Source organism: Allomuricauda sp. M10, from assembly GCF_020782875.1.
Taxonomy (GTDB): Bacteria; Bacteroidota; Bacteroidia; order Flavobacteriales; family Flavobacteriaceae; genus Flagellimonas.
The window spans coordinates 48,645-61,016 of record NZ_JAJGBN010000005.1 but is presented as its reverse complement, the minus strand read 5'-3'; the positions used below and the strand labels follow the sequence as shown (position 1 = coordinate 61,016).

Annotated in this window: 13 protein-coding genes and 1 other RNA gene; 7 read left to right on the top strand and 7 right to left on the bottom strand. The window is 42.1% G+C overall.

Annotation, left to right across the window (positions count from 1 at the left end; genetic code table 11):
• Nucleotides 1-71: 71 nt before the first annotated feature.
• From gcvT to LKX84_RS13310, 3 genes are all read left to right on the top strand, one after another.
• On the top strand, nt 72-1,160 hold the full coding sequence (gene gcvT, locus LKX84_RS13320; RefSeq protein WP_228237659.1) for a glycine cleavage system aminomethyltransferase GcvT: 1,089 nt from the start codon (nt 72-74) through the stop codon (nt 1,158-1,160).
• A gap of 6 nt (nt 1,161-1,166) precedes the next feature.
• Nucleotides 1,167-1,985, top strand: coding sequence for a sugar nucleotide-binding protein (locus LKX84_RS13315; RefSeq protein ID WP_228237658.1), 819 nt, complete (start codon nt 1,167-1,169; stop codon nt 1,983-1,985).
• 61 nt (nt 1,986-2,046) lie between these two features.
• Nucleotides 2,047-2,757, top strand: coding sequence for a YebC/PmpR family DNA-binding transcriptional regulator (locus tag LKX84_RS13310; RefSeq protein WP_228237657.1), 711 nt, complete (start codon nt 2,047-2,049; stop codon nt 2,755-2,757).
• Between the two features lie 3 nt (nt 2,758-2,760).
• Here the strand turns inward: LKX84_RS13310 and LKX84_RS13305 are convergent, their stop codons facing one another.
• Genes LKX84_RS13305 through LKX84_RS13280 form a run of 6 tightly spaced genes read right to left on the bottom strand, consistent with a single transcriptional unit; the run spans nt 2,761 to nt 7,942 of the window.
• Nucleotides 2,761-3,300 carry a 1-acyl-sn-glycerol-3-phosphate acyltransferase gene (locus tag LKX84_RS13305; protein WP_228237656.1) on the bottom strand — a complete coding sequence of 180 codons (540 nt, stop codon included), beginning with the start codon at nt 3,298-3,300 and terminating at the stop codon, nt 2,761-2,763.
• A gap of 38 nt (nt 3,301-3,338) precedes the next feature.
• Entirely contained in the window at nt 3,339-4,466 is a 1,128-nt protein-coding gene (locus LKX84_RS13300) for an iron-containing alcohol dehydrogenase family protein (RefSeq protein WP_228237655.1), read from the bottom strand.
• Nucleotides 4,466-5,173, bottom strand: coding sequence for an HAD family hydrolase (locus tag LKX84_RS13295; protein WP_228237654.1), 708 nt, complete (start codon nt 5,171-5,173; stop codon nt 4,466-4,468). The genes LKX84_RS13300 and LKX84_RS13295 overlap by 1 nt, the downstream gene beginning before the upstream one ends.
• Nucleotides 5,164-5,877: a 3-deoxy-manno-octulosonate cytidylyltransferase gene (kdsB, locus tag LKX84_RS13290; RefSeq protein WP_228237862.1), complete on the bottom strand. Its 714-nt coding sequence runs from the start codon at nt 5,875-5,877 to the stop codon at nt 5,164-5,166. The genes LKX84_RS13295 and kdsB overlap by 10 nt, the downstream gene beginning before the upstream one ends.
• 38 nt (nt 5,878-5,915) lie before the next feature.
• Nucleotides 5,916-6,485 carry a DUF4126 domain-containing protein gene (locus LKX84_RS13285; protein WP_262909145.1) on the bottom strand — a complete coding sequence of 190 codons (570 nt, stop codon included), beginning with the start codon at nt 6,483-6,485 and terminating at the stop codon, nt 5,916-5,918.
• 23 nt (nt 6,486-6,508) lie between these two features.
• A complete protein-coding gene (locus LKX84_RS13280) occupies nt 6,509-7,942 on the bottom strand; it encodes an ATP-dependent RecD-like DNA helicase (protein WP_228237653.1) in 1,434 nt (477 codons plus the stop codon).
• Between the two features lie 108 nt (nt 7,943-8,050).
• Here LKX84_RS13280 and LKX84_RS13275 point away from each other — a divergent pair, with 108 nt between their 5' ends.
• Genes LKX84_RS13275 through LKX84_RS13265 form a run of 3 tightly spaced genes read left to right on the top strand, consistent with a single transcriptional unit; the run spans nt 8,051 to nt 10,145 of the window.
• Complete coding sequence (locus LKX84_RS13275) at nt 8,051-8,785, top strand: hypothetical protein (RefSeq protein ID WP_228237652.1); 735 nt, start codon at nt 8,051-8,053, stop codon at nt 8,783-8,785.
• Nucleotides 8,766-9,599, top strand: coding sequence for a DUF3822 family protein (locus tag LKX84_RS13270; protein WP_228237651.1), 834 nt, complete (start codon nt 8,766-8,768; stop codon nt 9,597-9,599). The genes LKX84_RS13275 and LKX84_RS13270 overlap by 20 nt, the downstream gene beginning before the upstream one ends.
• Nucleotides 9,600-10,145, top strand: coding sequence for an RsmD family RNA methyltransferase (locus LKX84_RS13265; protein WP_228237650.1), 546 nt, complete (start codon nt 9,600-9,602; stop codon nt 10,143-10,145). It abuts the gene before it with no gap.
• On the opposite strand, the gene rnpB is transcribed toward LKX84_RS13265, so the two are convergent.
• Nucleotides 10,144-10,459, bottom strand: an RNA gene (gene rnpB / locus LKX84_RS13260) — RNase P RNA component class A. The two genes, LKX84_RS13265 and rnpB, sit on opposite strands and share 2 nt — an antisense overlap.
• Nucleotides 10,460-10,566: 107 nt before the next feature.
• On the opposite strand from rnpB, the gene LKX84_RS13255 reads away from it, so the two are divergent.
• A complete protein-coding gene (locus LKX84_RS13255; protein WP_228237649.1) occupies nt 10,567-12,327 on the top strand; it encodes a DNA polymerase III subunit gamma/tau in 1,761 nt (586 codons plus the stop codon).
• Nucleotides 12,328-12,372: the final 45 nt, after the last annotated feature.

Below are 12,372 nucleotides of genomic sequence, written 5' to 3'. Positions count from 1 at the left end.
AATCATAAGAACATTGAAGGCTAGATTCCTTAATTAATTATCTAAATTTGCCATGCTTAAAAATCTAAGAAATGAAAAATACAGCACTTTTTGAAACCCATAAGGCTCTTGGTGCCAAAATGGTTCCTTTTGCAGGTTATAATATGCCTGTTTCCTATGAGGGCGTGAATGCTGAACACGAAACCGTGCGCAAGGGTGTAGGGGTGTTCGATGTGTCGCACATGGGCGAGTTTTTGATCGAGGGACCCAAGGCCTTGAAGCTTATTCAAAAAGTGACCACCAACGATGCATCCAAACTGACCATCGGAAAAGCGCAATACAGTTGTTTGCCAAATGAAACTGGAGGTATAGTGGATGATCTTATTGTTTATCGAATTAAAGAAGAAACCTATCTGTTGGTGGTGAATGCTTCCAATATTGAAAAAGATTGGAAGCATATTTCCAAATACAACGAAGGCATCGGAGCCGATATGAGGAATCTTTCCGATGATTATTCCCTATTGGCCATCCAAGGTCCAAAAGCTGTGGAAGCCATGCAATCCTTAACCTCTGTGGATTTGTCCGCTATCAACTTCTACAATTTTGTGGTGGGTGATTTTGCAGGTATCGATTATGTTATCATTTCGGCCACGGGTTATACCGGGTCTGGCGGATTTGAAATCTATTGCAAGAATTCCGAAGTGCAACAAGTTTGGGACAAGGTAATGGAAGCAGGGGCATCGTTTGGCATTAAACCCATCGGGTTGGCGGCCAGGGATACACTACGCTTGGAAATGGGTTATTGCCTTTACGGTAATGATATTGACGATACTACCTCACCTTTGGAAGCCGGTTTGGGCTGGATCACCAAATTCACCAAAGATTTTGTGAACAGCGAAGCCTTGGCCAAAGAAAAAGAATCAGGTCCCAAAAGAAAATTGGTGGCCTTTCAAATGGAGGAGAGGGGAATCCCAAGACACGGATACCCCATTTTGGACAAAGACGGAAATGAAATCGGAGTAGTAACCTCGGGAACCATGTCCCCTTCCCTATCCCAGGGGATCGGAATGGGTTATGTGCCTGCTGAACATGCCGATTTGGGCACTACCATTTTCATCAAGATCAGAATCAACAAAGTACCTGCAACCTTGGTAAAATTGCCCTTTTATAAAAATAGCTAATAGCGTTTGAACAAAAAGAAGATATTGATATTGGGTGCGAGTGGATTTGTGGGCAATGCCATCTACAAAGAACTCTGCTCCTATTTCGACACATACGGAACTTATTTTACCAATCGTTCCTTTTCTTCCAACCAACAGTTTTTCAGGTATGATCTTCAGGAGGATGATGTTTTCCAGATTTTGGAAAAAGTACATCCTGACATCATCATTTCATCCCTCCGGGGAGATTTTTCGGCACAAATACAGGCACATCAACATATTATGGAATATTTGATGCGCTCCAAGGCAAAGCTGTATTTTATTTCTTCGGCCAACGTTTTTGACGCCTACAGTAAATTTCCATCATATGAGAATGACAAAACCTTGTCTGAAAGTGTCTATGGTCGCCTAAAGATCAAAATCGAGAACATGATGATGCGAATGCCTGCAGATAAGACTGGGATTTTAAGAATTCCCATGGTTTTTGGGAATGCATCACCACGGATCAGGGAAATCAAGACCAGTTTGGAAAACAAGGAACCTATTGAGGTTTTTCCCAACCTGATCATTAATGTGACCAATGATGACAAATTGACCCAACAGATCCATTACCTCATCAACCGGGATAAAACCGGCATTTATCATTTGGGCAGCAGTGACCTTATCCAACATGAGGAATTCATCAAGGAAGTAATCCAACGTATGGGAAATTACCATCCCGTTTTCAAAAGGGTCTATACCACAAATGAAGATCGTTATCTCGCTGCATTGCCCAAGGACAATAAGCTTCCGAAAAATCTATTGGTCAGTTGCCAGGAGGTGATAGACCATCATATTCCAGTATGATGATTTAGCTTGACAAGGGTTCTTTTTTTGCTAAATTTGCCATCCATAATATCAATTTTACATGGGAAGAGCATTTGAATTTAGGAAAGCACGGAAAATGAAGCGTTGGGCGGCCATGTCCAAAGCCTTTACCCGTATCGGAAAGGATATCGTAATCGCCGTTAAAGAAGGTGGACCCGATCCCGACGCCAACTCCAAGTTACGTGCCGTGATCCAAAATGCCAAAGCGGTGAACATGCCCAAGGAGAATATCGAAAGGGCCATTAAACGTGCATCCGATAAAAACCAAGGAGACTATAAAGAAGTCCTTTTTGAAGGGTATGCTCCCCATGGAATCGCTATTTTGATCGAGACCGCAACGGACAACAATACCCGAACCGTGGCCAACATCCGAAGCTATTTCAACAAATGTAATGGCAGTTTGGGCACTTCGGGATCAGTGGAATTCATGTTCGACCACACCTGTAACTTTACAGTAAAGGGAGAAGGTTTGGATCCAGAGGAGCTAGAATTGGAATTGATCGATTTCGGTGCTGAGGAAGTTTTTGTTGATGAGGACGGCATCCATATTTACGCCCCTTTTGAAAACTTTGGCTCTTTACAAAAAGAGTTGGAATCCAGGGAAATTGAGATCATTTCATCAGGGTTTGAACGCATTCCCCAAGTGACCAAAGAACTTACGGAAGAAGAGATGGCGGATGTGGAGAAACTTTTGGAAAAAATTGAAGAGGATGATGACGTGCAGAACGTGTATCATTCCATGCAAGAGTAGGATTTAGAAACTATATTCCGGTATCTTTCCTTTAACACCTTTGTAGAATTCATGGATCTTTTCAAAATCATTTTCCTGATAGTCTGAAGGGAAAAAGGGTTCCCCTATTTTGACTTCTTTTTTACCAAAATCGAAGGCAACCATCACTATGGGTACTTGGGCTTTTTTGGCGATATGATAAAACCCTGTTCGTAGTTCCTGTACTTTTTTTCGGGTGCCTTCAGGTGCCAAGGCAAATCGGAAGACTTTTCTCCGGTTGAAAATTTGGACAACGCTATCAACGGTATTGGAGTTTTTGGAACGATCCACAGGCGCTCCACCTGTCCATCTAAAAAACCATCCAAATGGCGGTTTAAACAAGCTTTTCTTACCTATATAGTTGATTTCCTGGTTGACCACCTTCCGCACCAAAAGACCTAAGAAAAAATCGACCCAGTGGGTATGGGGCATGACAATGACCACGCATTTATCCACATTGGGAAAAGTACCGACCAATTTCCATCCCAAAACCTTAAAATATATGAACTTGGCCAACTGGTGCATTCGTTTGGAATTTTGATTGAAAACCGATAATTATCGGATTAAATTTTTTGGAACATGGCCTGAAGTCGCTCTGGGGTCATGATTCTCTTCCAATCACTGCCCAATGCATTTTCCCATAGCGCTTCCAACCCAAAGGACACATTGATCATAACATCAAAATCATTCTGGGTAAGTCCTGCACAGATGCCTGTTGGCAATTGGATGTTGTGCTTTTTGAGCATTTTTTTGAAAAGGGCCACCCCTTCTGGATAAAATTCTTCCAAATGTTGAAAGACCAAACAGTTCCCTATTCCGTGTTTTACACCCAACAGATAGGAAAGTCCATAACTCATGGCATGTGCAATCCCAACTTGGGAATAGGCGATACTCATTCCCCCGTGCCAAGAAGCCATCATCAATTTATCCCTCGATTCCTCAGCAGGAATATCTTCCAAAAAAACCTCCTCACAAAGTTCCATGGCCTTTTCGCCATAGCTTTGGCTAAAGGCGTTCAAATAAGTTCCTGTCAGGGATTCCACGCAATGGATAAAGCAGTCCATCCCTGTATAGAACCACTGCTCTTTGGGTACTGTTTTGGTAAAATCGGGATCTAAAAGGACTTGGTCATAAGTTGTGTAATCCGAATTGATACCCAATTTTTTCTCGGGACCCAACAATACTGTAGTTCGGGAAACTTCGGCTCCTGTTCCGCTTATTGTTGGAATGCCCACGTGGTACAAGGCCGGTTTGTTCACCAAATCCCAACCCTGATATTCTTCGGCCAATCCTTTATTATTGAGAAGGATGGCCACCGCCTTGGCCAAATCAAGTAAAGTACCTCCACCTATTCCGATTATTCCCGAAGGAAGCTCTGAATAATTTTCTCTAATCCGGTTTACCAAGGCATCCACTTGGGCTGTTTTGGGTTCTTCATCCGCCGAAATGAAGATGATCTCATCGTTAAACATTAATGGCACCCTAGAGACAAATGCTTCATTTTCAAAAAAGTCATCCACCAAGAAAATAAAAGGAGCCTCAGAGCTTTTGCGCATGGGCAACAGAACGTCGCCCAATTGAGAAAAACATCCGGAACCGAAAATAACCCTTGGCACCATGGGAAAATTACGGTACTGGGTCTTTATGCTTGGGGTTATGCTCGCTTTGTTCAAATTGTCCTCTGTCTTCATTAATTATCCAAATACTTCAAAATGTCCTTTAGGCTGTTCAATTTTAAATGGTTGTTCACCAATTCATCTTCTTCAGAAACCATTTCATGGGCCCATGTGGTATGAAAAGGCACATGTACGGCCTTGGCCCCTATATTCAAGATAGGCAATACATCCGATTTAAGGGAGTTTCCTATCATCAAAAATTCCTTTACATCAATGTTCAGATGCTCCAAAAGGTTGCTATAGTTGGTTTCCTTTTTATCGCTCAACACTTCTACATGATGAAAATATTTGGACAATCCTGATTTCTCCAACTTGCGCTCCTGATCTAAAAGATCACCTTTAGTGAGTACGATCAACCGGTACTTATCCACCAGTTTGGAGAGTACTTCCTCAACGCCATCCAACAACTCCACTGGATGGGCTATCATCTTTTTTCCCAAGTCCAAAATCTGGGCAATGGTAGTTTGTGAAATTTGATTGTTCGAAAGATCCAATGCCGATTCGATCATGGAAAGCATAAATCCCTTTATGCCATAACCATAAATGTCAAGATTGGCCATTTCCATTTTAAATAGTTCCTGATCCACCTTGTTTTTGGTTTCATAATCTTCCAAAAGCTCGGCAAAACGTTCTTCGGTATCCCGAAAATAGGTTTCGTTCACCCAAAGGGTATCGTCCGCATCAAAACCTATAACTTTTATGTTCGAAAAGTCTACTTCCATACCGTTCTTGCTCGTTCCAAATCTTCCGGGGTATCAATTTCAATTCCGGTCACATGGGTCTCCACCATTTTTATTTTTTTGCCGTACTCCAAAAATCGGATGGCCTCTATCTTTTCCTTGGCCTCCAAAGTAAGCATGGGCAGTTTTTTAAAGTCCATTAAAGCACGCTTTCTAAAGGCATAAATTCCTTTGTGCTTATAATAGGTTGCCTGTACCTCCTTGTCCCTTGGATAAGGAATGGGCGACCTAGAAAAATACAAGGCAAAGTTTTGGTTGTCCACAATTACCTTCACCGTATTGGGGTTAGATATTTCATCCCAATCGGTAATGGGGGTCATCAGAGATGCCAGATCTATTTCCTTTTCAGAATCCTTCTTGAACACATCGATGATCTTCTCTAGACTTACAGCATCTATAAAGGGCTCATCACCCTGTACATTGATCACTATGTCCACTTCCATATCCTCCACGGCCTCGGCAATACGGTCACTGCCACTTTCGTGCTGGTTCTTACTCATGATCACTTTGCCATTGATCCCTTGAATGACCTCGGCAATGATCGGGCTGTCCGTTACCACATACACTTCATCAAAAAGTTGGGTGTTCACGGCTGCCTCATAGGTTCTCACAATGACCGGTTTACCCGCAAGGTCTTGCATCAACTTGGCTGGAAACCGAGATGCTTGGTATCGGGCGGGTATCATTGAAATTATCTTCACTTGTATTTAGGATTGGTTGGATTTTATTTTTTAGGCCGAAGCTTTCTATAGATCGTAAAAATGAACAGTAAAATGATGATGACCAAAATAGCGGCAATGGGCGGCACCAAAATGGAAGCCGTACTCACCGTAACAGCGGCACCGGTTTCCACTGTCGAAACTATCGGATTGGCAAGTCCTCCCGTGGTTGCTGTCGATGTCAGCCTTCCAGCGGCATTGGCCCCTTTTATGGCAGTTGCCGTTCCTCCACCTGCTATGATAGCCAAGGACCAGGTTACCACAGGATCCAAATCGGTTATGGTGGAGACCATAACGGCAGTCCCCGCGATTCCTGCCAAGGGCAAAGCCAAAGCATCCAAAGCATTGTCTACCCAAGGGATAAAATATGCGAATATTTCGGCTATTGTGGCCACACCAAAAGTGATCACCGCAGCCAAACTACCCAGCCAATGCCAATTGTCATTCAATTCCCAAACACCAAAATGGGATGCCAAACTCAGGGCGAACAACGGCAAAAATACCCTGAACCCAGCCGAAGCTGCCAGCCCTATTCCGAGAAAAATACTAGTTATGGTACTTGGTTCTATGTTCATGGTAGGTCTAATTTAGGGCATTCCTAATCAAGAAAAAAATCATCTTTAAATCCGATAAGGTACAGTTGTTTCTTAGCCCTTGTAACTGCTGTGTAGAGCCATCTTAAATATTCTTTGTCCACCCCATTGGGTAAATAAGGTTGTTCCACAAAAACGGTATCCCATTGCCCTCCCTGCGATTTATGACACGTTATGGCATAGGAGAATTTCACCTGCAAGGCGTTGAAGTATTTGTTGTTCTTGACCCCCATAAATTTTCGGTAATTCGATTTTTCGTGGGCGTAATCCTTTACCACTTCTTGGTACAATCGGTTGCCGTCTTCATAGGAAAGCGAAGGTGATTCCGCATTGATGGTATCGAGTAGTAGAACGGTCTCGAAAGGTTTTTGGGAAGGATAATCCACCATTTTAACCTTTACTTCTGCAAAAGTGAAACCGTATAGTTCCTTGATGGCGAAGAGTTCCAAAATCTCGATGATATCGCCATTGGCGATAAATCCCGCTTCGGAAGTGGCCTTCAACCAAAAATAATTGTTCTTCACCACCATCATATAATCACCCACTGAAATCTGGTTGTCCAGAAAAAGAATTCGCTCTCTGATATTCTGATTATAGAGATTGGCCCTTTTATTGGAACGCACAATGATGGCAGTCTCCTCCTTTCCATTTTCACTATAGGACGAATCGATGGCCTCTTGGATTTCTGCACCATCGATCAAACGAACAATATCCCTAAAATGGTCCAATTCAAATTGGAAGCCTTCATAAAACTCGGATTGCAGTTGCTCCCGTAAGTTGGTAGCATTATATAGAATACCGGAATCTTCGGTTTGCCGCATCACTTCATCCAGTTCCAAAAATGAAACCTGTTTGTCATAATTAAGAGACAAACGACCCTCGTCCAAAGCCGGGCTAAGTTCCAGTTTAACGGGAGGCAACTGGGCGGTATCTCCAATCAACACCAATTTACAGTTATGTCCGGAATGGACATAGAACATAAGATCATCCAACAATGAACCGTTTTCAAAAAGTTTGGAGTCAGCAGGGGTATCGGGTATCATGGAAGCTTCATCCACAATAAAAATGGTGTTGCGATGCTTGTTGGGAGCCAACACGAATTGGATATTTCCGCCAGACTGTTTTTTAGGGAAATAGATCTTTTTGTGAATGGTGAAAGCTTTGTTACCGGAATAAACCGACATGACTTTTGCGGCACGACCTGTTGGTGCCATGAGTACTGAACTCATTTTCACCTTCCACAAGCTACTCACCAAAGTTGCCACCAAAGTGGTCTTACCCGTACCCGCAAAACCCTTCAACAGGAACACTTCCTCCTTTTTACCATCAAGGACAAAAGCGGCCAATTTTTCCAAGGCCAAACCTTGCTTATCCGTAGGTGTATGGGGAAACTTGTCCCTCAGTATTTTCAAGAATCCTGCTGTGGTAAAATCGTTCATGGGCATCTAAAGATAGCATGGTTTTTTAAAGCAAAAAGTTTCGTGATTAAAAAAAAATTGTAGATTTGTCAGTAACCACTAAATTAACTTTGAAAGACAGTATCAGATATGTTAAACTTAATTCTTATTGTTGTATTAATATGCCTTGTAACCTTTGGGCTTGTATTTGTGATTGACAGGTTTTTACCTCAAAAAGTAAAGCCATTTTTGGTCATCGCATTCGGACTTTTGAGCATTTTTCTAGGTTATAAAATTTATCAATCCATCAATGCCCCTATCGAATTCAATAAAGTAAGAAAAGAGCGATTTTCCCATGTAATTGCAAAATTAAAGGATATTCGTGACGCTGAGGAAGCTTACAAAACCGTTAATGGCAAATACGCAGGTTCATTTGAGAGCTTGATCAAGTTTATCGACACAGGAAGTTATACCATTACTACCCAAAGAGACTCTTCCTTTATGAAGTTTGATAAAGCTTACGGAATTGAGCTTCAGCAAGATACCGTAATCATCGACACCTTGGGAATGGTGAAAATCAAAGATTCCCTATTTAAAGGTAGCGATCGTTACAAAAGCATGATGGATGTGCCTTATGCGCAAAATGGTGAGAAATTTGAACTTAAGGCAGATGTTGTGGACAAGAGTGGTTATAAAGCTCCTGTCTTCGAAGCCAAAGTGAAAAAAGAAGTAGTGCTTTACGATCAACCAAAAGATTTGGTAGATAGAGAAAAAGCCCACCAGAGTGTAGAGGAAGTAAATGGCGATGAAATTAAAGTTGGTTCCTTGACCGATGTGAGCACCAACGGAAACTGGCCTCCAATCTATGACAGAAAAAATAACTGATATAGCGCAGCCAAAAGAACATAACACTTATAGAAAATTGTCCATTCAGGTTAGCTTGAATGGACTTTCTTTTTGTGTTCTGGATACTATTACCAATAAAATTTTGGCCTTTGAGAAGGTAACCTTCAACACCCCCTCCACTCCTTACTTAATGCTGAAGGAGCTTAAGTCCAAATTGAACCAGCATGGGGATATCGGAAATAATTTTTCTGAAGTGGCGGTCATCCACAAGAACAATATGTTCGGTTTGGTCCCCAGACCTTTGTTCAACAAGGAAGAGCTTCCCAATTACCTGAAATTCAATGCGAAGATCATGGCCAACGATTTGGTGGCCTTTGATGAACTACCAAATCAGGATATGGTGAATGTGTATATTCCGTATACCAATATCAACAATTATATTTTTGACCTTTTTGGTGAGTTTGAATTCAAACATAGTGGCACAGTGCTTATTTCCACATTAATGTCGCAGAACCGAACCACTTCCGAGCCCACTTGTTATGTTCAGGTATCCGGTAAAGAAATGGAAATGATGGTCGTCTCTGATAAAAAATTGCTCTTTTACAACCAGTTTGAATACAAGACCAAAGAGGACTTTCTATACTTTTTGTTGTTCAGTTTGGAGCAATTGCAAATGGATCTTGAAAAAGTTCAGCTCAAACTTTTTGGAGCCGTTGAAGAGGGTGATCCCATTTTTGCCCTTTGTTACCAATACATAAAAAATGTATCGGTCTTTGTTCCAAACAATCCAGCTTTTCCTTTGGAAGAATTGGAAAATGAAAGCATTGATTTTTCCATTTTAAGTTCCCTTTAAATGCGGATTATCTCTGGAAAATACAAGGGCAAAAGATTGACTGCCCCCAAAAATTTGCCCGTTCGGCCAACCACCGATATGGCCAAGGAAGGGCTCTTCAATATCTTGAACAATCGTTTTTATTTTGATGGATTAAAAGTATTGGACCTATTTTCTGGAACAGGGAACATCAGTTTTGAATTTGCCTCAAGAGGTGTGGAGGATATTACAGCTGTGGATAGTTTCCCAGGATGCACCTACTATATTGCCAAAACAGCCTCCGAGCTCGACTTTTCCATTAGTACTGTTAAGGCCGATGTATTCAAATACTTAGAGAAAACACCTGAAAAATTCGATATCATCTTCGCCGACCCGCCCTACAGTTTTGATCAGGACCAATTCCTGAAAATTGCTGATCTTGTTATAGAAGGTAGATTGCTTGAGGAAGAAGGGTTATTGGTTATTGAACATTCGGACCAAACAGATCTGTCCAATCACCCCAGTTTTTCTGAACAAAGAAAATATGGGGGAAGCATTTTTAGTTTCTTTCAAAAAGATGACGAATAAAAAAAGCAGGCCGTAAGCCGGATTCTGTATACCCTTACCATTTATCTAGGCCAGAGGTTACCCAAAGGCTCCAACCGCCTACCCTCCAGCTCGGGCGTGCAACCCTCTTCCGATAGCTATCGGAACACTGGTTTACATGGCGTTTCACCGCATAGAGTTTACCTGATTTCACTACAGCCGAACTGTACTTGCTTTCTGTTGCACTTGTCCTCGCCTTTCGACGGACGGGCGTTACCCGCTATGCCGCACTACGGTGTCCGGACTTTCCTCTTCAATCTTGTTGCCAAAATTGCAGCGATAAGGTGGCCTGCTTGGCTGCAAAGGTAATTCAATTGTTAATAAAAAAAGGCTATCCAAGGAACAGAGCAATGGCATTCACGGTTGCTATTTTTATATTTGTAAAAACTCTATTTTTCCACCTTTGGAACCATTTGTCGTATCAGCTCGAAAATACCGTCCCCAGACGTTTAAGGATGTGGTGGGCCAAGAGGCCATTACCAATACCTTGCTGAACGCCATTGACAACAATCATCTGGCGCAGGCCCTTTTATTCTGTGGCCCCAGAGGTGTGGGAAAGACTACTTGTGCCCGTATCTTGGCCAAGAAAATCAACCAGGATGGCACGGAACGCGAAGATGAGGATTTCGCCTTCAATATTTTTGAATTGGATGCGGCCTCCAACAACTCCGTGGACGACATTCGAAACCTGATCGATCAGGTGAGGATTCCACCTCAGGTTGGAAAATACAAAGTGTACATCATTGACGAGGTGCACATGTTGTCCCAGTCGGCATTCAATGCCTTTTTAAAGACTTTGGAGGAACCGCCAAAGCATGCCATTTTCATATTGGCCACTACGGAAAAACATAAGATTATCCCCACTATATTATCTCGTTGCCAAATCTTTGATTTTAAACGGATAACGGTGAAAGATGCTTCTGAATACCTCAAATATATTGCAGAGCAACAAGGGGTTGATGCAGAGGAAAGTGCCTTGCACATCATTGCACAAAAAGCGGATGGTGCCATGCGAGATGCCTTATCCATTTTTGACCGGGTAGTGAGTTTTTCAGGGAAGCAATTGACGCGGAAAGCCGTTACGGAAAACCTGAATGTGCTGGATTATGACATTTATTTTGCGGCTACGGATTTGATTCTGGAAAACAACATCCCCGAACTTTTGGTGCTTTTCAACAATACCTTGTCCCTTGGTTTTGATGGACATCATTTTATTTCTGGTCTGGCATCCCATTTCAGGGATTTGATGGTATGCCAGCACCCTGACACCCTTAACTTGTTGGAAGTAGGTGATGATGTAAAAACACAATATCAAGAGCAAGCCAAAAAGTCGCCAAAGGAATTCCTTTTGAAGGCCATCGACATGGCAAACGACTGCGACCTGAAATACAAGGGAAGCAAAAATCAACGGTTGCTCGTTGAGCTCACCCTCATGAAATTGGCGTCCATCACTTTTGATGGAGAAAAAAAAAACTCTGATTACATAATTCCAGCCTCCTTTTTTGCAAAAAGGGAGCCCGTCACTAATGGCACTAAATTGATCCAAACCCACGGTTCCAAGCAGAAATCCTTACCGGAACCTGTTCAAAATCAAGTTGATGTAGCAGTTTTGGAGGAGGAACCAATCATGGAACCCATTGAAACGGTCAGCGAGCCAGAAAAGGAATACCAACCTCCCAAAAAAATACAGATTGGCAACTTGGAAAAGCGGGTTTCCGGGCTATCGCTTTCCAGCATCAAGATCAAAAAGGAGCATGAAAACACAAAAGCTCCAGAAATTTCACATGAAGACCTGCCTAAAGATCCTTTTTCCGAGGAAAGCATGCAGCAACATTGGGATGATTTTGTACACCAATTGGAAAGTCAGGGTAGAAAAATATTGGCCAGTAATTTTCAGACCGATGTTCCTAAACTAAAAAATGAAGAGGTCATTTGGATCGAGTTGCCCAACGGTACCATGAAAAAGGAAATTGAGCGGGAACAAAACCTGATGCTCGATTATCTCAAACAAAAACTCAACAACTACTCCATCACTCTTCAGATAACAGTGAACGAGGAAGTAGCCAAAAAATTTGCCTTCACTCCTGCCGAGAAATACGAGAAGCTTAGGGAAAAGAACCCAGCCATAGATTTGCTTCGCAAAGAATTCGACCTTGATTTTTAGCTTCATACCCAATACCTGTATCTTTGTACCATAATATTTCAAAAG